The following is an 18,817-nucleotide window of genomic DNA, read 5'->3' as shown; positions in this document are numbered from 1 at the left end:
GGGTTACGAGATCGGCTGCAGCCATGCCTTCGCGCTGACCGCTCGGCTCGTCTATCTTGTCGAGCGGACGGGCCGGTGATTAAATGGTGCGAAGGGAGCGCTCATATGACAGTTCACCTTTCGGCTGATGTACGCGCTCCCGCGGCAACCCCCCCAAAATATCTCTTTGGTCCGCTCGCGGATTTTCTGATGCTTGGCGGCAGCGCATTTCTGATATTGCCAGCGCTGTACTTCGTGCCGCTGAGGTACGAAAGTCTCGTGGCGGCGACGATGCTTTTGCTGGCTTATGTGATCAACTATCCGCACTTCGCCCACTCATACCAACTCTTCTATCGCAATTTCGGGCGGAAGCTGCGCGGCGACGGCTACGACAGGAACCTCCAGGTCCGCTACATCTTCGCCGGCATCGTCGTTCCCCTGCTCATGGGCGCATTTTTTGCCTACGGCTCGATCACGGCGAACGCCCGGCTGTTGGGAAACGCAGCCAACGCGATGTTCTTTTTCGTCGGCTGGCACTACGTCAAGCAAGGCTACGGCATGTTGATGGTGGATGCCGTCCTGAAGCGCAGGTTCTTCACCGATCCGGACAAGAAAATCCTGCTGATCAACAGCTATGCCGTCTGGCTGTTCGCATGGCTTCAGACGAACACGGCGGTCAGCCAGGGAAAATACCTGGGGCTGGAGTATTATACGTTTGCCACCCCTGCATGGCTCAATGCGATTGCGCTGTCGGCCGCAGCCGCGTCCACGGCCGCCACTGCCGTGATGCTGATCAATCGTTGGAGCAGGAACGGCGGCGGCCTGCCCTATAACGGCGTCACCGCCTACGTCGCGTCGCTATATCTCTGGATTCTGATTGTAAGGACAAATCCGCTCTGGCTGCTCGTGGTGCCGGCGCTCCATTCCTTGCAGTACCTGGCGGTGGTCTGGCGTTACCAGAGCAATGTCGAGCGTGACGGGCGCGATGCCGAGAAAGTTCCGCCGTCCGGAATCCTGTCCATTCTTGGTCCGGCCTACAGGGTGCGGCTTCTGGAGTTCATCAGTGCTGGCCTCCTCCTCGGCGGTCTGGGTTTCTGGCTGATTCCGACCGCGCTGACGGCCCTTATCCCCTATGACCAGGAGGTCCTGGGATCGTCACTGTTCTTCTTCATCGTGTTGATTTTCATCAACGTGCACCACTACTTCCTGGACAATGTGATGTGGCGTCGCGGTAATCCCGAGGTGTCGAAATACCTGTTCCGATAGAGCTTTTTGCGGCCACGTGGAATCGCCCGGCGTGACGGAAATGAACCGGGGATGGGATTTACTCCCGCCCGATCCAGTCCATTTGCTTCGGAATTTTGGAGGCCTCGCCTCGGAATCGAACCGAGGCTTCCGAGATTTGCAGTCTCTAGCGTAGCCGCTCCGCCACGAGGCCATGCGTGCTTTGGTAACGTGCAGAAGTTTAAGGATTCTTGATGTCTTGGGTAAAAATTTCGGCAACACCCATTGCGGAAAAGAGCCTGACCGCGGGGCTCGAGCCAGCAGCTTCGTGGTCTGGACAGACTGCGTGTCTAACTGCCGACCAGCGGCACGGTAACCGTTGTCGCGTAATTGATCGGGAAGGCGTTGAAATAAGGGAAGTCTATGACGAAGGCATAGGTGGCGGTCAGATGCGCCATGCGAAAGCCGCCGCTCACCGGATCGATGGCGATCGTGACGTTGACATCCTGCAGGCCCAGGGCCTGCAGTTTCTGCGTCGCGATCGATTGGAGGGCAGCCTGGGACATCGTGTTCTGGAGTTGCAGCGAACGCGACGTCGTCTCCAGCGTATAGCGAACGCTCGAGACAGCGTTCATCGACCAGCCAAAGGCAAAGATTCCGAACAACAGCATGATAAGGAAAGGCGCGATGAGCGCGAATTCCAATCCGGCTCCGCCGGACCGATTGCGCCTGAACGAGCTTGCTCTTGCGCTATCTATCGACGCAATTCCGGAAGGAAGCCCAATAGGCACCTTTCCTGGAATAGCCCTAGCGAACACGGATCACCTCCAGGTGGCCGATGGTGCTGGAGGCGGAAAAGACGCCGAATGTAACCGGCGGGTCCCAGGTGGCGGATGCCTGGATCTGAACGTAGACCGATGGCGCCTTCGGCCCGCTGCACAAGGTGGAAGCATCGACCACGGTCGTTCCGCACATGTAGATCCGGCTTAGAGTGACCTGGCCGTCCGTCGGCCGCTTTTCCCAGCTCGCGATTGCAACGGCCTGGGTTGCCGTATCATCGGTCGATCCCGCCATGATCAGATTTGCCGCGGTCTTGACGCCGGCGCGCATGGACAGTGAGCTCGTCACGTAAGACCAGCCGTCCAGGATGCCGAGCAGCGCTGCGCACAGGAAAGGGAGCACCAATGCGAACTCGACCGCGGCAACGCCCGAAAGGTCGGCAAGGATCGGCTTTGATCCGCGTTCCATGAGAGGTTACTCGACCAATGCCACGGACTGCGCGGCCGGAATGTCGCGCATTCCGAGGCTGGTGCAATCCTGATTGATGGTTGAGCTGCCTGACCATTGGATCGTATTGGCGACGACTTGGGTACAGCCGCCATTGCCCGAGAAATTGCCGAGATAGCTGATCTGCTGTCTTGGGAAGTAGATGGCCCCCGTCAGCAGCGAGTCGGCTGTGCCGTTGAAGGTGCTGGATGCACTGCTGCCGGCCCTGTCGCCATAGAACAGAACGCCTGAATAGGCGCCCGAAGTCGGCGCACTGAGCTGCACGGAGGCGTTGCCATTCATGCTGACCGTCGAACTGCCTGCCATGAAGATGGTCACCCCGCTGCCGGTGACGGAAGCGTTGGCGTTTATCTTGAGATTGCCCTGAACGACATAGACGCCCGGCTGGAGGGTAACGCTGCCACTAAGGCTGAGTCCGCTGCAGTAGGTGCCGGGTTTCAGCGTCGATTTGTTGGTGTTCTGGCAGGGATTTGAAGCGGCCGGGGTCGGCAGATCGGCGAATGGATCGGCGACAGGCAGCGCCTGGGTGATCGGGGCCGGGCAAATGGTGGTGACCGGATTGCTCAGTGAAACGCCGCCCGCCGATATCAGGCAATCGACCTGCAGTGCTGCCGAGCCCTGGAGCTTGATGGCGTCCGAAGCGTTCGAATTGGCCATCACTACGCAGCCAGTGACCTTCACGCTGGTATTGCCGGAAAACAGTACAGCCTGCGAGGCGGTCAGATCGAGCGCGGTCATGCAGGACTTCGAGGCATTGGTGATAAGGGCGACCGCCCTCGCCTGTTCAGGCACCTGGCCCTGCGTGAAGATCGAGGTGAACATCCGGTCGAGCTTCTGGCCCACGATGACCTCGACCGCCTTCTTGGCCGTGTTCGGTCCGGATGCGGGCGGTGTATTGACGACGATCGTGCCGGCGCCAAGACCATTCGTCGCCGCCGACTGGGTCGCGGCAGCGACGATCGTCGGCGTATCCGAACCAGAGATCTGCTCCAGTGCGCCGGCGTAGGCGGCGGCATCCGCCGTGGCCTGCAGTCTCAAGCTGTTGTAGTACCAATAGGAGGTTTCCACGCCAAAACCCGCCGCGCCGACGACGATCGGCAGGGTGAGGGCAAAGATGGTGGCGACATTCGCCGCTCTGCTGCGGCGTATGCTGGCCGCCATGAGCCGGATCCGGGTGAAGCAGTTGAACGCCATAATCCATTAGAAAGCACGCATATATGAATGAACGCCTAAAAACTTTGGCTCATTTTTGATCAAGGCCGCCATTGTTGATGGATGCACGCCCGCCCTATCTAACGAACAGGAAGCCAACGGCCGGGCGCCCGGTGATTTACCGTTCCCTGACGAAACGACCACGCGAAGCACTGCAAGGGGAGCCGGTATGGGACAGGATCAAGTGGCCCAGCCTAGGACCTATCACGGCAAGCTGGACCAGCGTCCGTCTGGCTCCCAACAACATGCGACGGCACCGGCAGTGGCCGACACGAACGATGAGCCAAGGAAACGCGAACCGGTAGCGCGATCTTTGGGATGACACCGGCTTCAGGCAGAAAGAACGGGAGCCGGCTCAGCAACCGACCCACCCGACAGCTCTCTTTGTACGGCGACGAAAAACCTGCGTACTTCGTCACTGGCCGCCGTTCTGTCCCTGCCCGTCCCGACAACGAGATCGAGCAACTCCGCCGCTTTTGCCTTCCAGAACGAGGTAGCGGTCTCGCCATGCAGATTGCCGAGCCTGGCGGCAACTTCCCTGACCAAGAATAGCTGACGATCGATCGGGAACGCACGGACTTTTTCTGGGGACATCTTCCGAACCATGAAACTGACGCAACGAATCAACCATTGCCGAACAAGCAATGGCTAACCGCGAAGGTGGAAACGGAAGCTTAACGGCGCCGGCCAATGTATCGCCGCACGCGCATTGTCATACGCACTCGAAGCTGAACTGGTTTACGCCATTCGACGCGGCCCTCAGGCCTGCAGTGCTCTCGCCTCGCCGCCGCGCTTGCGTGGTGCCATCATGTCGCCGGCCATCAGTCCGGTGACGCGGCAGAACGCCATGAACGCCCGGCAGGCGTCTTCGGTCTTGACCACATCCACGGTCGCGCCAAAACAGGCATTGAAGGCTTTCTGATACACCGGTCCCTGCCGGCGTGCCGGCCAGTCCTGCAGAAAATCGAGCGCCTGCTCGACGCCGTAGATTTCCTCGACGGGCAAGCCGGGACCTGGTGCGATGCGCACCGGCACCTCGAATTGCAATCTGTCCATCCCACATCTCCCGAACCGGCATCGTCCAAGCAACGCCGCTCATCGTAAATAGTTGCTCGAAGCATCTTATGCCGTGAGAATGTGTCGCTACTGCGGAAGCGGACGTTTTGCCGCAGTCAACCGCGGCCGTTTGCTGCGGCAAGGACCAGCAGACGCCCGTGAACTTTCGAACACGGGCGTGTGGAACCCTCCGGTCACTGGTTGGCCGGGTCGGTCTCCGCGTCGAAGGCCATACGCGCCACCGTCAGCAGAACGTAGGCTGACGGCAAGGCGAACAGGGCGCCGAGGATGAGCGCTCCGGTTCCCGACAAATAGAGCGTCTCGGCGATCTCCCAATAAACGGTTCCGATACCGATGAGGGCCTGGACGGAAAGAAATGAAGCAGCCGAGGCCGCGCGTGACAGGCTTTTGAATGTCTTGATACGCTGTTGCATCGCAATGATCCGAAAATGACGCGCCGCGCCACCAATGCGCGGCTGTTGGCCGCCGCACGGGTTGCGACGCGAATGGCTTGGAATGGAGGTGAACGTGCGGTCCGGACCGCTCAGGCTCGCGTGGAGGGAGGCGCACGCGGCTGGTTGGTGCTGACACGGGGCGCGCAGACCGGCCCATGGCCGGCGACAAACATCTCCGGCGACGTCGGGGCGAGCCGACGGAAGACAGCCTGCGGATCCGGGAGGGCCGGGTGGCCGCCGGCGAACTTCGCAAGCACCGGCCGGGCGCCGCGAACCTCCAGCGCCTGGGCCTTGTTGGTGACACGCAGCAGCGCTGCGACCTCACCCGACCGTTCAAGGCCAACGCTGGCGCCGCCTTGCGCATCCCAGGAAATGGGCGTGTCCGGCCGGCCGAGGCACAGCATCGCCAGCAGCACCAGGCCCATCAGACATGAACAGGCTGCCGTCAGTGGCGATTCAAGAGACTTGATGCGCCTGACCGCCGGGAACGGGTGCGACCTCCAAAACATCACCCGCCCTAACCCAGGACGGCCACAAAGGAAAGCAACGCCATGCAAAACCGGGAAAAGGATCGCATCGGCAAGCGAATATCCCGGCGCTGGAGCCGCATCAGGCAGTTCTTCCTTGAACCTTTCGCCCCCAAATGCCAAATCTGGTGACATCTCAGCGCCAGCACTCCTGCGGCGCGCCACCTTCTATACGGACAAAATGGTCACCTATCTCGACGCCGCCACGGCACCGCTCAGAAACACCGGCCAGATCCGCCTTTATGGCGAGGACGGCTTTGCCGGCATGCGCAAGGCATGCGACCTCACCGCGCGCTGCCTTGACGAACTGGTGCCGATGGTCGGCCCCGGCGTCACCACCGACACGATCGACCGTTTCGTCTTCGAGTTCGGCATGGACCACGGCGCACTGCCGGCCACGCTCAACTATCGCGGTTACACGAAATCGTCCTGCACCTCGATCAACCATGTCGTCTGTCATGGCATTCCCGACAACAAGCCGCTGAAGGATGGCGATATCGTCAACATCGACGTGACCTACATCCTCGATGGCTGGCACGGCGATTCCTCGCGCATGTATCCGGTCGGCACGATCAAGCGGGCGGCCGAACGCCTGCTCGAGGTCACCCACGAATGCCTGATGCGCGGCATCGCCGCCGTCAGGCCAGGCGCGCGCACCGGCGCCATCGGCGCCGCCATCCAGACTTACGCCGAAGCCGAGCGCTGCTCGGTGGTGCGCGATTTCTGCGGCCACGGAGTCGGCCAGCTGTTCCACGACGCCCCCAACATCCTGCACTACGGCAGTGCCAATGAAGGTGTTGAAATGCGCCCCGGCATGATCTTTACCATCGAGCCGATGATCAATCTCGGCCGGCCGCATGTGAAGGTGCTGTCGGATGGCTGGACGGCGGTGACGCGCGACCGCTCGCTGTCGGCGCAATACGAGCACACGGTCGGCGTAACCGACGCCGGCTGCGAGATCTTCACGCTGTCGCCCAAAAAGCTCGACCGCCCCGGCTTGCCCGCCTAGGAGGCGGTCGCCTTCTATCGTATGGTTTATTTCCGGCGTTTGCGTGGCCGCCAGTCTTCGTCCTCGTCCTGGTCTCGGAACCAGCGCATTATTTCCCGGCAACTGCGCGGACGGCCATCGCTGACCCTGCCATCGGTGCATGGATCGTAGCGTTCGCGCAGGTAATAGTCGTGCCTTTCCCGATAAGGCTCGCGGCGATCCAGCATGCGCAGGATCTCCCGGCAATTATGCGGCCTCCCGTCGCCGTAACGACCGTCGGTGCAGGGATCATCGTATTGGATGAGATGGATCGGAAGGTTTTGAGCGGGGCGGCTAACGGCGGCTACGGCATCGATCACCGGGGCAGCCATTGCAGGACTGACGCCCAGAAGCAGCCCGGCGGGCAGCAGGATACGAATGAGCCTGGGCATCTTGGTTGTCTCCGAATGTGGCGCCACCAATGACGACACCGAGAGCTTGTGCGCTCCCCATTGCCGCAACATTGCGCGAAAGGCGGAGGCCACTCATTCCTTGCCGCCGACTGGGGAGCCATTCCGGGCTGTCTGACGGCTACGGGCTGTTTGAAAGCGTTGAAACAAAAGACCTCGACCGCCCCTGCCCGCCGTCCTAGTATTTCGTGGGGATCAGCGATCATTGCTCAGCTGCGGGCTGGATATGGGCGGCACATGGCGACACAAGGCGACGACGACGAGCGGAGTTTTTTCTCCGAGGTGCCGGTACGGCCGGCGGCGAGAGCCAAGGCGGCAGCCGATGAAAAGCCGCATTATCTCGGCCATCGCGATCGTCTGCGCGAGCGCTTTGCCTCGGCCGGTCCGGATGCCTTGCCCGACTATGAGCTGCTGGAACTCCTGCTTTTCCGCCTGATCCCGCGCGCCGACACCAAACCGGTCGCCAAGGCGCTGCTGGCCCGCTTCGGTACCTTGGCCGAAGTGCTCGGCGCGCCGGTCGGCCTGTTGCAGGAGGTCAAGGGCATCGGCCCAGCCGTGGCGCTCGAGCTGAAGGTCGTCGCGGCGACCGCCCAGCGCATGGCGCGCGGCGAGATCCACGGCCGCGAAGTCCTGGCCTCATGGCAGCAGCTTCTCGACTATTGCCGCTCGGCCATGGCGTTCGAGGCGCGCGAGCAATTCCGCATCCTGTTCCTCGACAAGAAGAACGCGCTGATATCCGACGAAGTGCAGCAGACCGGCACGGTCGACCACACGCCCGTCTATCCCAGGGAAGTGGTCAAGCGCGCGCTCGAATTGTCCGCCACAGCGATCATCCTGGTCCACAACCACCCCACTACCCCCGTTTCGATCACGCTGGATCACGCTCGATACCACTGAATCATCAATAGCTTCGGCGGTTTTTTGCGGATTGCGTACTGGGGGCGGTTATGGCAAATTGGGCGCGGTTGAAGGGATAGAAAACGGCTTTCCGCTCCCAGAAAACGATCCCCGTTTCTCCTCGACCGATCCCAGTTGCGGAACAGGAAAAACGCAATGCCAAGCCTAACCGATACCGCGATCCGACATGCATTGAAGCGGGTCGAAGTGAGCCAGAAGCAAGAAAACCTCGCCGATGGCGAAGGCCGTGGCACGGGACGTCTCGTCCTTGTCCTCAAGCCCATGCCGAAGCGCGTGACGGCCGACTGGATGGCGCAGCAGTGGCGCGACGGAAAGCGCACCAAGAAGAAGCTCGGGGCCTATCCGTCAATGACGCTCGGCCAGGCCCGCGAAATCTTCAAGCGCGACTTCGCCGACGTCATCCAAAAAGGTCGCAGCATAAAGATCGCCACCGACACGCGCCCCGGCACCGTCGCCGATCTTTTCGAGGGTTACGTCGCATCGTTGAAGGCCGCGAACAAACCCTCCTGGAAGGAAACCGAGAAGGGTCTCAACAAGATTGCCGACACGCTCGGGCGCAACCGTCTCGCCCGCGAGATCGAGTCCGAGGAAATCATCGAACTGATCCGCCCGATCTATGACCGCGGCGCCAGGTCGATGGCCGATCACGTACGATCCTATATCCACGCCGCTTTTAGCTGGGGCATCAAGTCCGACAACGATTATCGGCAGCAATCCGCTCGGCGCTTCCGCATCCCGTTCAATCCAGCAGCAGGCATCCCGACCGAGCCCAAGGTCCTGGGCACGCGCTGGCTCGATGAGGACGAGTGGATCCAGCTCTATCGCTGGTTGGAGTGCCCCGATACGCCTGTCCATCCTCCCTATACGCGTGCGGTCCGAATCCTCATGCTGACCGGTCAGCGGGTCGAGGAGATCGCGAACCTTCACATCGAGCAATGGGACGCTAAGGAGAAGATTATCGACTGGTCCAAGACCAAGAACGACCAGCCCCATGCCGTTCCGGTGCCGGATCTGGCCGCAGAGCTAATCTCGTCAATCAACGTCAACGAGTACGGCTGGCTCTTCCCGTCGGCCAAGGATCCCTCCAAGCCCGTCAGCCATGGCACGCTCTATTCGTTCATGTGGCGCCAGCGTGATCGTGGCGTGATTCCCTACGTGACGAACCGCGATCTGCGTCGAACCTTCAAGACACTGGCCGGCAAAGCAGGTGTGCCGAAGGAGATCCGCGACCGCCTGCAGAACCACGCCTTGCAGGACGTCAGCTCAAAGCACTACGACCGCTGGAACTACATGGTGGAGAAGCGTGCCGGCATGGCGAAATGGGACAAATTCGTCCGCGCCATGCTTGCGAAGAAGCGCATGAAGGCGGCGGCATGAGCCAGCCCGACGCCGAATTTGCGCAACGGGTCGTTGCACAATTGCGCTCGGGCCATAGCGTCTGCAGCGCGTTGGAGGCTGCCGCGTGAGCCACCGCCCTCTCCTTCTTGCCTGCATGCTTGTTTTCCTCTGCCCGGTCATCCCCGCCTATGCAGATCCGTGCAAAGCACCGCTGCCAGCCCAAGCTGGCGTGCGGTTCTCTGGCACGGTTCGCTATGTCGGTGATGGCGACAGCCTTTGCGTAGGCAAGACGGCCGACCCCAACGCCTGGATCGAGGTCAGGCTTGCCGACTTCGACGCCCCAGAGCTCCACGAAGACCGCGGGGCTCAAGGAAAGGTCGTGCTCGAACGCATTGCGCTTCACCGTGAGGTGACGTGCACAACGGAGCGTGGCCGCAGCAGACGCGTGATCTCATTCGACCGCGTCATTGCCCGCTGCCGTGTCGGCTCTCAGCCCATTGGTGACATGCTGCGCCAAGCCGGAGCGCCCGAGGGCGGCAACTGATGCGGGCCTCCACCATTGACTTAACATAGCCTGGAAGCTATATGAATTGGGACGTCAGACTGCACGATGCCTTCGAGGCGGAGTTTCAGGCTTTCGCGAACGAGGTGCAGATCGAAATGCTCGCCCTCGCAAAGCTGCTGGCCGAATTCGGGCCGCAACTTGGTCGACCTTACGTCGATACGTTGAAGGGCTCGAAGCATGCCAACATGAAGGAAATGCGCTTTTCAGCGGCCGATGGCGAGTGGCGAACCGCCTTTGCCTTCGACCCGGAGCGAAACGCAATCCTGCTTGTAGCAGGTGACAAGTCGGGCGGAAGTCAGAAGCGCTTTTACAAGCAGCTTATCGCAAAGGCGGACAAGCGGTTTTCCGACCATCTGGAAAACCTGAAATCCGTAAAGAAGGGATAGCCCGATGGTACGCAGCATCACGGACGTCATCGCTTCGCTGCCCCGCGACCAGCAGGAGCAGGTCGAGGCCCGCTACAAGGAGCTTCGGCAGGAGGTCGAGGGTCTGCGCGAGCTGCGGCAGATCGCCGGGAAGGCACAGGAAGATGTCGCCGGTGCGTTGAACATTAAACAGCCCTCGGTCTCGAAGATCGAAAAGCAGGCGGATATGTATCTATCGACGTTGCGCAGCTACGTCGAGGCGATCGGCGGCAAGCTTGAACTCACCGTGAAGCTGCCGTCGCATCCGCCCCTCAAGCTTCACAGCCTGGGCGACGTGATTGCATCGAATACGCCCACGCGCGGCCCCGCCCGCGTGCGGAAGGCCGCCAGAGCCCGCTCTTGATGCTTCAGTTCGACGGCAATTGGCGGTTCGACAGTCCCGGCGCGATAGAGCCCGCCGTACAAGAGGGCTTTCGCGACCTTATCAACCGCATCAGCGGACAAGGGCAACGGAAGGCCATTTTCGAGCATTTCAAAGCGCGATTCTGTGCGGCTGCCAGCGCCGAGTATTGGCCGAGCTCCAACGAGCGGTTCGCCTCCGAAGATCTCGACCGAGACATGGAACGCGCCGGTGAGAACGCTCCGGTCTTCATCGAAGCGTTCTGGAACGCATGCCAGGAACTTTGGGCTCGCAATCCGGCGATGGTGATACCGGAAGCGGGGAGGATCAATCGCATCCTCGCCGACGCCAACGCCGGCTATCAGCTCAATCCTCCGATGCTGGTCGCCACCCGCGTCCACATTCCGATCACCGTTCCGGACGCGCCCCCGTCCCTCGATCTCCAGGCGCGAGCCCTCATCCACGAGTCCCTCGACGCGTCTCAGCGGTTCCTGAGCGAGGGCAACGGCCGTCAGGCGGTCCAGGAAGTACTCTGGCTGCTGGAAACCATCGCAACCGCCTTTCGGAGCCTCGACGTTGCCGAGGGAAGCATCCAGGGCCGCTACTTCAACAAGATCATCCTCGAATTGCGCCAGCGCGGCCGAGGGCACCAAGAGCAGATCCTGAACTGGATGATGACGCTGCATGGATACCTTTCGTCGCCCACGGGCGGCGGGGTGCGTCATGGCGTCGATCTTAAAGAGGGCCTCGCTCTCGGCATCGACGAGGCGCGTCTTTATTGCAACCTCATCCGCAGCTACCTGACGTTTCTGATCGCGGAGCACGAACGCGTCAGCCGAGGCGTAGTGTAAAACTCAAAAGAGACGACTGTGACCCGCATTTTCGACTTCGATGGACCAAACCTTGATCGTGGCTTCGTCAACCTCAGGACTGCTGACCATCCAGTCGAGAGGGAATTGCACGACCTCATCGAGCGAATGTGGGAGCGCTACGAGCCGTATGCCGATCCGGATTTCCGCCATGGCTTTGCGCGCGACGTCGACGGCCGTTTCTGGGAAATGTATCTTGGCTGCACCCTCCTCGACGCCGGCCGCAGTCTGCTGCCGGTTTCCGAACGCCTGCGCGAGGGCGGTCAACCCGACCTCTGCGTTCTGACCGACGAAGGCCGAATCTGGATCGAAGCCATCGCGCCGGACGAAGGCGACGCTGGCCCGGATCAGGTTATCCGGCCTGTGCCGATGAACCAGGGCGGCGGCCTCAGCGCCGCCCCAATCCGTCAGGCGCAACTTCGCACCACCAGCGCCTTCTGGACCAAATTCCAACGAGTTCAGGACTACCTGCGAGAAGGTGTCATCGGCGAGAATGACGTTCGCATCATTGCGATCAGCGCGAGCCGGTTTGGGGTTTATGTATCCGAGCGCCCACCGCTGATTATGACCTCCCTGTTCCCAATCGGCGACGCCTACATCACCATCGATCGCGAGACGGACGAAGTGGTGGATCAAGGTTTTCACGCCGCGCCGGAGATCGCGCGTCAGGGCGGGCCGATCCCGCGCACCGCCTTCCTCGATCCGGCTTTTGCCGATGTCTCCGGCGTTCTGTGGTCTCGCGTCAGCCTGGGCAATCTGTCCCGCGGAACCAGGCCGCTGACCTATGTCCACAATCCTCTCGCTACGCATCCGTTGCCGGTCCGCTGGGGTGTCTGGGACCGAGAATTCGTGACCGTCGTCGATGGCGAGGATTGGGAAGCCACCGACATCCTCGCACCGCAGCCTGAAACCGAACCATCGGCGGCCGAATGAGCACGACGCCGATTGACGTCCGGAATATCGGGACGGCCTTTCTCGCCGAAATCAGGGATTTGAGCGCCGATGGCTGATACACTCGACGAGGACGCCATCGAGCGCCACAAGGAGGCGCTGATCGAGCCGGCTGCCACCCTGTATGCCGTCCAGAAGGTTTTCGGAGATCAAGCCAAGGCCAAGTCGATGGCCACATACGGACGGCTAATCGACGCCCACATGCTGGTGACCGGCGTCCTCGCAAGCGGCATTTTGCGTATCAATGGCGCCGTCGTTGAGGGCGATCAGACCACCTTCGAGCGCGACGCGCTGTTCGCCGCCTTCATCATCGGCCTTGATCCCTGCGAGCGCGCCATCGCCGAGGCCCGCTACCTACAGGCCCACGCGCTGCTGCGCCAGGAGCTCGAGATCCTCGCCCAGCTCAAGGCGGTTGGTGCAAACCGGCGAAAGCCCAACGGCGCTCCCTACGTCGCAGCTCTCGAACAGTCGCTAGGCCGTCTCTATGGTGGGCTTTCCGCAGCCGCCCATGTGTCCAGGCACGACATCGTCCAAAGCGCGACCGCGTGGGACGGCAAACTGGACGGCCTGCCCGGCCCGACAAACATGACCCGCTATTTCCCGGAGACCGACGAAGGGCTCGCAAGACGATCCTACGCCCTCCACATTTACATGATCATCCGCCTCGTTGAGGAATTGAGCGTTGATCTTAGCGCTCGGCATAAATCAGCAGCGTTTACCGACGCAGAAAACGAGGCGCTGAATCTTGCAATAGACTTGATGGCGGCAGAAGGAATGCTTGAAATCGTCACTGGCGCCGATTCGAATAGCAATACTGATAATTAGTGGATTGCCGCGTCGTTCGATCGCTCGTCCGACGCATGACGATCAATACGCTTAGGGGAGCAAATGCCAGCAACTGCATTTTCCGTGAGGTTCGAGCGCGAACTCGACGTCGACCAACTCGCGATCCTGATGACCGGCACAAAGCCGACGCAGGACCGCGATGGGGCCGAACTTCTCAGCGTATACGGCGATGCGATCCGCGCAGACGTTCAATGCTCATCCTGCGGTAAATTCGGCGCTCACATCGTACGGCCCGCAAAGTCGCGAGCATCTAAGGCAGTCCTCCGGCAAGCCCACTTCAGATTTGTCGATCCGAACGGCGGCGACGCCCACCATCCATTTTGCGAATTCCACGGGAACGACGAAACTCGTTCGACCCAAGACAGCCTCCTGACTTCGGATCGGAAAAAAGCGCTGAAACAAGAGCCATACGGCTCCTGGTATGCAAGGGCATCGAACAAAGCATATTTGACCAACGTCGTATCCGAGACATGCGGCAGTGGTTCTTCGATCTCAAATCCGCCTCCCGCTTAACCGTTTCGATGCCGTTGGAGGCTATCTCTTGGGCCTATGCACTTCAGCGCCATCCCCACCACCAGCGCTGGCAGTTCCACCCATCCCAGGCGGAGATGCCCGCCTTCGACTGGAAAGCCGCCGCAAAAAAGCAGTTCACCGAAGAGCATTTTCATCTGTTCGAACTGGTGAAGGGCCGATCGCTACCGTTCGAGGACGCGACGTGGCGACAAGCGAGCGAACTCGCCCAGAAAAATCATGGGCGCGAGGTGTTCGACGTCACCAAGCTCCAGCCGTACTACGAGGCCGCGATCTCGCTTTGCACCTTCGTCACCGCGAACGGCGGCATCGATTTCGGCAAGCGGCAGCCCGAAATTTATCGATGGAAAGGCGCGCCAACGGCATTGCTTGCCCTATGCGCGCTGATGTTGTTCGTCTCCGATTGGGACATGAACGCTGCGATCGCAGCCTTCGCCAAGCTGTTGTCCGCGCCGGAACCTAGCGACCTTGCGCTCGGCAACGTCATCGGACTCAATCCCTTTCACGAGTACGGCGCGTGGCGCCTCATTATCGCGTCAGCCGAAGTCGCCACCAAGAGCCCGAACGGACTGGATTACAGTGCCCGACTCGCCGCAATCGAGGCTGCACTGCGCGAGCAACACCGGCAGTGGAAGGAACACCAGACCTAAGATCGGCGCAGAAACATCGAAGCCGACGGAACCGCTCAGGCGGTTAGTTCTATCTCGCCAGCTTCAAAGCATCCCACTCGATTGTTTACTGCGGCCATAAGGCGTTGTTTTTCCGATGAATAATATTTTTCATTCTTCGATATACCGTCACGTAGACGGTCAAAAAACAGCGCTGTTGAAATCATTGGCTTTTTTTGACCATTTGTAAAAATCGTGCTTTTGCCATTTGCTGCTGTCGCCGGTGCAAACGACTGCGTGGTAGTAACTGACAATGAAAACGATTTTGTCGGAGTTGAGATCGTCAATCCTATGCGCGGAGCGATCTAATGCAGCGCCGGCTCAACGAATGCGTGGGGGGATCTAATGGCTGAAACTCAAATCGAGTGGACGGATTCCACCTGGAATCCCGTGGCAGGATGTTCAATCATCACCGCCGGCTGCACACACTGCTATGCGATGGAAATGGCCAAACGCCTTGAGGCCATGGGTATCGAAAAGTATGCAGGACTGACCCGAAAGACGGGCAACCGCACGGTGTGGAACGGCGTCGTGCGGGAGGATCATCAGGCCCTTTCCATTCCCTACAGCTGGAAGAAGCCGCGGAAGATTTTCGTCAACTCGATGAGCGATCTGTTCCACGAGGGTGTCAGCGACGAATTCATCCTCCGAGTTTGGAGGGTCATGCGCGAGACCCCGCGTCACAATTATCAAATCCTAACCAAGCGGCCCGAACGAATGGCGGCACTCGTCGCTTCCCGGATGGGTGACGTCCTTCCTAACGTCTGGCTCGGCACCAGCATTGAAAACGCAGATGTGGTGAGCCGTGCCGACAATCTCCGCCAAGCGCCTGCGGCCATCCGGTTCATCTCCTTCGAACCTCTGATTGGATCGGTTGGCACCGTCGACCTCCGCGATATCCATTGGGCGATCGTCGGCGGCGAAAGCGGCAAATCGGCTCGGCCGATCAAAGAAGAATGGATCGACGAGATCCACGGCCAATGCCTGACGGCGAGAACCGCCTTCTTCTTCAAACAGTGGGGGACATGGGGCAAGGACAACAAAAAACGCTCCAAGAAAGCCAACGGACGTGAGTATCGCGGCCGCACTTGGGACGAGATGCCAGTCACCCCAGCGGAAGCGACTGTAATGTAAGAAACAATACTTGTTGGGTGGGGGCGCAAGGTGGTCGAGAAAAGATACGAATGGGCCGACGGCGCAAAGCTTGAGGAGCATTCACGCCGCAAACACAAAATTCTACGTGAGTATGTCTTCGACTATCTCACCGTCCGCTGCAGGCTCCCTCAGCAGGAGCGGTTTCGCCTCGCAATTGTCGATGGTTTTGCCGGCGGTGGACGATATCAATGTGGCTCGCCGGGATCGCCTCTGATTTTCATTGAAGAATTGAAGCGAGCCGTCGACGCCGTGAACACACAACGCGCCGTCCAAGGACTTGGCGCCGTCGAAGTCGAATGCCTCCTCATATTCAACGATGCCAGTCGCGATGCGATCGAGCTTCTGAAGACGCATGTCGCACCGATGCAAGCAAGGGCCAGCCAGAGCTGCCCAAAGCTGCATTTGCGGGTCGAATATCTGAACGAGTTCTTCGAAGCTGCTTATCCTGATATCAAGCGCCTATTAGGGCAAGGCCGCTATCGGAGCGTCATCTTCAACCTCGATCAATGTGGTCATAGCCATGTCGAGCGGAACACTATCCTCGACATCATGCACTCTTATCCCGCGGCTGAGATTTTCTACACCTTCGTCATCAGTTCACTGCTCGCATTCCTTCAAAAGGACCAGCCGGAGCGGCTTCGCGCCCAGCTCGATCATCTCGGACTGACGAGCAACGATATCCAGGCGCTCGATGCGCTAATGAGCCAAAAGGACTGGCTCGGCACAGCCGAGAAAATCGTCTTCGACGCTTTCCGATTGTGCGCCCCTTATGTCAGCCCGTTCTCGATCAATAATCCCGGCGGATGGCGGTACTGGCTGATCCACTTTGCGAATGCCTATCGGGCAAGGCAGGTCTACAATAACATTCTTCACGACAACGCCAGCTTACAGGCACACTTCGGTCGATCCGGCCTCAACATGCTCTCCTACGATCCAAAGCATGATGAAGGCATGCTCTACCTCTTCGATATCAGCGGCCGAGCGTCGGCGAAGAACCAGCTTCTCGGGGACATTCCGCGCCTGATCATGGAATCCGGTGATGCCATGCCTGTCATGGATTTCTACGAAAGCATATACAATATTACCCCTGCGCACGCCGACGATGTCCATGCAGCGATCATCGAAAACCCAGACCTTGAGGTAATAACCCCCACAGGCGGGGAGCGACGAAAGGCCAATACGATTGGCGTTGATGACGTCATCAAAATGAAGAAGCAGATCAGCTTCTTCCCTATGTTCCTGAATGCCGGGACAGGAGGCGGTCCAAAAGAATGACCTCGCACCGACGTCGGGATCCCGAATGGCGCGAATTCGAACGCCTGATTGCGCGGATCGAGGCCGACGCGGGCCCCCGAGGGCTGGTCGTCAAGTCACCGGATCGTCTGCGCTGCAAGCTCACAGGCCGGCTCAGGGAAGTGGATGCCAGCATTCGTGCCAAAGTCGGCACGACTGAAATGCTTGTCACGATCGAATGTCGATGCAGATCAAAGCTTCAGGATGTCACCTGGATCGAGCAGCTAGCCACGAAGAAGTCTTCGATTGGAGCAGATCGCACCATTGCCGTCAGTGCGTCCGGCTTCTCCGCCGCAGCTCAGATTGCAGCATCTCACGCAGGCATTTCGCTTCGCAACATCTCCGATCTAACGGTCGCGGACATTAATCCAATCCTCGGCCTCGACCTGGTTATGTTCTGGCATAAGGCATGTGCCATCGGCAGGGTCGGCATTCGCGCGTATCGAGCCGTGGACGATAAAGTTCCTGAGCCCGACGAGGTGGAGTACATACTTCCGCCTGATACAGACTTGTTTGCCCCGATCTTTCACGACACCGAAGACGGCTCGAGTTGGACGCTGAATGACGTTTGGCGGAAGGTCCAGGAAACCTTAAACCCGTATGCCGAAATTGCGAAGGGCCAACCCCCTATCACGCGGACAGCGCGTATTCCCTACCCCGGAACGGTCTCCATCGACACTCCACATGGGCCGTGGACACTCGGCCATGTCTTCTTGAGCATGGCGATGTGGATCGAGCCGGAGATGGTCCCGATCGAGGAGGCGCTTAAGGTGTCGTACTCGGATCCCGATGGTAGTTCTGTTCATCGGGTAGAGTTTTCGTCTCAGCGGACGCAAGACTGGCGCATATCTTTGCAAGCACAATCAGACGCCCAAGGCGTCAATGAGATTCGAGTTGGCAGTAATTGGCCTCAAACCAAAGAAAAATAAGAATTACTGTGACGCTCCGAAAAGCAATATTGAACTCTCGTTTGGAAGGCCGATTGCCGTGGTTTGCTTTAGTCACTTTAGAACGCTCGATCCGGAGACAGCGGATCTTGCGCGCGAGCTCATTGACGCCTCCAACGTCCAACGATCCGCCTTCTCCTCTTTCGTAAACCTATGGATGGGCTTCAACGGGTGGATGGAATGTGTGACGGATGCCGCGACCGACGCGGAGATGATCACCGCACTGGCCAACCACCAGCGTCTCACGGAGGCTTATAACGAGCTGGTGAGGAATTCGCCTGACTTTCGCGAGAAGGTCGAGGATTTCGCGACGATGTGGCCGGTACTCAATGTCCGCGACGTGCGCCGAAAACTCCGGCGCGACGCATTCTGGCGATTTTCTCGTGGAGAGCTTATGTCCGAAGTCTTACGTCAGGGTGTCAAGCTTCAGCCAGTCGGTTGGACAGCCGGCGACACACCGACCTGGCCTCAGCTCCTTCGAACCGTTTATACCATCCGATGTAATCTCTTTCACGGTTCCAAATCGCCGGAGAATTTCCGCGATCATGAGCTTGTCGTAGCCAGCGATCACATCCTTCGGATGTTTATCGCGCGCAGCGCCTGCTTTGAATGGAATGACTGATTGTCGTGTTGAGACGGACGGACCTCAATCACTAGTGGAAGCCTTCACGCCGTCCGAAGGCTGAATGCGGCCGAGAAGGAGCAGTAGCTTGCTGTTCTTAAGGTTCCAGCTCCCAAGCTGATCATACAGTCTTCATCGATATGGTCGTCTTCTAAGCATTCGCCCCCGCACG

Annotated in this window: 24 protein-coding genes, 1 tRNA gene and 1 pseudogene; 16 read left to right on the top strand and 10 right to left on the bottom strand. The window is 59.6% G+C overall.

The annotated features are described in order from the left end of the window. Positions 1-105 precede the first annotated feature (105 nt). Positions 106-1,245, top strand: coding sequence for a hypothetical protein (locus EJ077_RS13755; protein WP_208702618.1), 1,140 nt, complete (start codon positions 106-108; stop codon positions 1,243-1,245). A 96-nt stretch (positions 1,246-1,341) separates the two neighbouring features. On the opposite strand, the gene EJ077_RS13750 is transcribed toward EJ077_RS13755, so the two are convergent. From EJ077_RS13750 to EJ077_RS13715, 8 genes are all read right to left on the bottom strand, one after another. After that, positions 1,342-1,417, bottom strand: a tRNA-Cys gene (locus EJ077_RS13750). Between the two features lie 136 nt (positions 1,418-1,553). Continuing rightward, the gene (locus tag EJ077_RS13745) at positions 1,554-1,907 is read right to left on the bottom strand and encodes a TadE/TadG family type IV pilus assembly protein (protein ID WP_245458738.1); all 354 of its coding nucleotides are present in this window, start codon (positions 1,905-1,907) and stop codon (positions 1,554-1,556) included. 103 nt (positions 1,908-2,010) lie between these two features. After that, positions 2,011-2,451 carry a TadE/TadG family type IV pilus assembly protein gene (locus EJ077_RS13740; RefSeq protein ID WP_208702616.1) on the bottom strand — a complete coding sequence of 147 codons (441 nt, stop codon included), beginning with the start codon at positions 2,449-2,451 and terminating at the stop codon, positions 2,011-2,013. A 6-nt stretch (positions 2,452-2,457) separates the two neighbouring features. Further along, positions 2,458-3,684, bottom strand: coding sequence for a pilus assembly protein TadG-related protein (locus tag EJ077_RS13735; protein ID WP_208702614.1), 1,227 nt, complete (start codon positions 3,682-3,684; stop codon positions 2,458-2,460). A gap of 348 nt (positions 3,685-4,032) precedes the next feature. Then, complete coding sequence (locus tag EJ077_RS13730; RefSeq protein ID WP_208702611.1) at positions 4,033-4,296, bottom strand: DUF6074 family protein; 264 nt, start codon at positions 4,294-4,296, stop codon at positions 4,033-4,035. Positions 4,297-4,461: 165 nt separating this feature from the next. After that, on the bottom strand, positions 4,462-4,758 hold the full coding sequence (locus EJ077_RS13725) for a DUF982 domain-containing protein (protein WP_127276690.1): 297 nt from the start codon (positions 4,756-4,758) through the stop codon (positions 4,462-4,464). A gap of 194 nt (positions 4,759-4,952) precedes the next feature. Beyond that, positions 4,953-5,192 carry a hypothetical protein gene (locus tag EJ077_RS13720; RefSeq protein WP_208702609.1) on the bottom strand — a complete coding sequence of 80 codons (240 nt, stop codon included), beginning with the start codon at positions 5,190-5,192 and terminating at the stop codon, positions 4,953-4,955. A gap of 110 nt (positions 5,193-5,302) precedes the next feature. Then, the gene (locus tag EJ077_RS13715) at positions 5,303-5,722 is read right to left on the bottom strand and encodes a hypothetical protein (protein WP_208702607.1); all 420 of its coding nucleotides are present in this window, start codon (positions 5,720-5,722) and stop codon (positions 5,303-5,305) included. A gap of 199 nt (positions 5,723-5,921) precedes the next feature. Between EJ077_RS13715 and map the strand changes: the two genes are divergently transcribed. Further along, positions 5,922-6,749: a type I methionyl aminopeptidase gene (map, locus tag EJ077_RS13710; RefSeq protein ID WP_208702605.1), complete on the top strand. Its 828-nt coding sequence runs from the start codon at positions 5,922-5,924 to the stop codon at positions 6,747-6,749. A gap of 26 nt (positions 6,750-6,775) precedes the next feature. On the opposite strand, the gene EJ077_RS13705 is transcribed toward map, so the two are convergent. Beyond that, positions 6,776-7,159 (bottom strand): hypothetical protein, encoded by a 384-nt coding sequence (locus EJ077_RS13705; protein ID WP_208702603.1) that lies wholly within the window; start codon positions 7,157-7,159, stop codon positions 6,776-6,778. 255 nt (positions 7,160-7,414) lie between these two features. On the opposite strand from EJ077_RS13705, the gene EJ077_RS13700 reads away from it, so the two are divergent. From EJ077_RS13700 to EJ077_RS32065, 9 genes are all read left to right on the top strand, one after another. Continuing rightward, positions 7,415-8,074 carry a JAB domain-containing protein gene (locus EJ077_RS13700; RefSeq protein WP_208702601.1) on the top strand — a complete coding sequence of 220 codons (660 nt, stop codon included), beginning with the start codon at positions 7,415-7,417 and terminating at the stop codon, positions 8,072-8,074. 156 nt (positions 8,075-8,230) lie between these two features. Continuing rightward, positions 8,231-9,472 (top strand): tyrosine-type recombinase/integrase, encoded by a 1,242-nt coding sequence (locus tag EJ077_RS13695; RefSeq protein WP_208702599.1) that lies wholly within the window; start codon positions 8,231-8,233, stop codon positions 9,470-9,472. A gap of 85 nt (positions 9,473-9,557) precedes the next feature. After that, positions 9,558-9,977: a thermonuclease family protein gene (locus tag EJ077_RS13690; protein WP_135928559.1), complete on the top strand. Its 420-nt coding sequence runs from the start codon at positions 9,558-9,560 to the stop codon at positions 9,975-9,977. A gap of 41 nt (positions 9,978-10,018) precedes the next feature. Then, positions 10,019-10,384: a type II toxin-antitoxin system RelE/ParE family toxin gene (locus tag EJ077_RS13685; protein WP_135928558.1), complete on the top strand. Its 366-nt coding sequence runs from the start codon at positions 10,019-10,021 to the stop codon at positions 10,382-10,384. A gap of 4 nt (positions 10,385-10,388) precedes the next feature. Next, positions 10,389-10,766: an XRE family transcriptional regulator gene (locus tag EJ077_RS13680; RefSeq protein WP_135928557.1), complete on the top strand. Its 378-nt coding sequence runs from the start codon at positions 10,389-10,391 to the stop codon at positions 10,764-10,766. Next, complete coding sequence (locus EJ077_RS13675) at positions 10,766-11,614, top strand: hypothetical protein (RefSeq protein WP_135928556.1); 849 nt, start codon at positions 10,766-10,768, stop codon at positions 11,612-11,614. Before EJ077_RS13680 ends, EJ077_RS13675 begins: the two co-directional genes overlap by 1 nt. Positions 11,615-11,632: 18 nt before the next feature. After that, complete coding sequence (locus EJ077_RS13670; RefSeq protein ID WP_135928555.1) at positions 11,633-12,565, top strand: hypothetical protein; 933 nt, start codon at positions 11,633-11,635, stop codon at positions 12,563-12,565. A gap of 69 nt (positions 12,566-12,634) precedes the next feature. Next, positions 12,635-13,408, top strand: coding sequence for a hypothetical protein (locus tag EJ077_RS13665; protein ID WP_135928554.1), 774 nt, complete (start codon positions 12,635-12,637; stop codon positions 13,406-13,408). A gap of 491 nt (positions 13,409-13,899) precedes the next feature. Then, positions 13,900-14,610, top strand: coding sequence for a hypothetical protein (locus EJ077_RS32065; RefSeq protein ID WP_245458737.1), 711 nt, complete (start codon positions 13,900-13,902; stop codon positions 14,608-14,610). A 35-nt stretch (positions 14,611-14,645) separates the two neighbouring features. Here EJ077_RS32065 and EJ077_RS13655 read toward each other — a convergent pair whose 3' ends face one another. Further along, complete coding sequence (locus EJ077_RS13655; protein WP_210212168.1) at positions 14,646-14,882, bottom strand: hypothetical protein; 237 nt, start codon at positions 14,880-14,882, stop codon at positions 14,646-14,648. Here EJ077_RS13655 and EJ077_RS32060 point away from each other — a divergent pair. The 5 genes and pseudogenes from EJ077_RS32060 to EJ077_RS13635 form a co-directional block, all read left to right on the top strand. Beyond that, positions 14,839-14,937 (top strand): annotated as a pseudogene (locus EJ077_RS32060) (VapC toxin family PIN domain ribonuclease); the annotation flags it as partial. The gene EJ077_RS13655 and the pseudogene EJ077_RS32060 sit on opposite strands and share 44 nt — an antisense overlap. 36 nt (positions 14,938-14,973) lie before the next feature. Beyond that, positions 14,974-15,762, top strand: coding sequence for a DUF5131 family protein (locus EJ077_RS13650; protein ID WP_208702597.1), 789 nt, complete (start codon positions 14,974-14,976; stop codon positions 15,760-15,762). Between the two features lie 30 nt (positions 15,763-15,792). Beyond that, positions 15,793-17,058: a three-Cys-motif partner protein TcmP gene (locus EJ077_RS13645; protein ID WP_135928551.1), complete on the top strand. Its 1,266-nt coding sequence runs from the start codon at positions 15,793-15,795 to the stop codon at positions 17,056-17,058. Further along, a complete protein-coding gene (locus EJ077_RS13640; protein ID WP_208702595.1) occupies positions 17,055-18,005 on the top strand; it encodes a restriction endonuclease in 951 nt (316 codons plus the stop codon). The genes EJ077_RS13645 and EJ077_RS13640 overlap by 4 nt, the downstream gene beginning before the upstream one ends. Further along, positions 17,971-18,645: a hypothetical protein gene (locus tag EJ077_RS13635; protein ID WP_210212167.1), complete on the top strand. Its 675-nt coding sequence runs from the start codon at positions 17,971-17,973 to the stop codon at positions 18,643-18,645. Before EJ077_RS13640 ends, EJ077_RS13635 begins: the two co-directional genes overlap by 35 nt. Positions 18,646-18,817: the final 172 nt, after the last annotated feature.

Origin of the sequence: Mesorhizobium sp. M8A.F.Ca.ET.057.01.1.1 (assembly GCF_003952565.1) — a bacterium.
Classification (GTDB): Bacteria; Pseudomonadota; Alphaproteobacteria; order Rhizobiales; family Rhizobiaceae; genus Mesorhizobium.
Note: the sequence above shows the minus strand (reverse complement) of the source record. Positions and strands in the feature narration are given on the sequence as shown.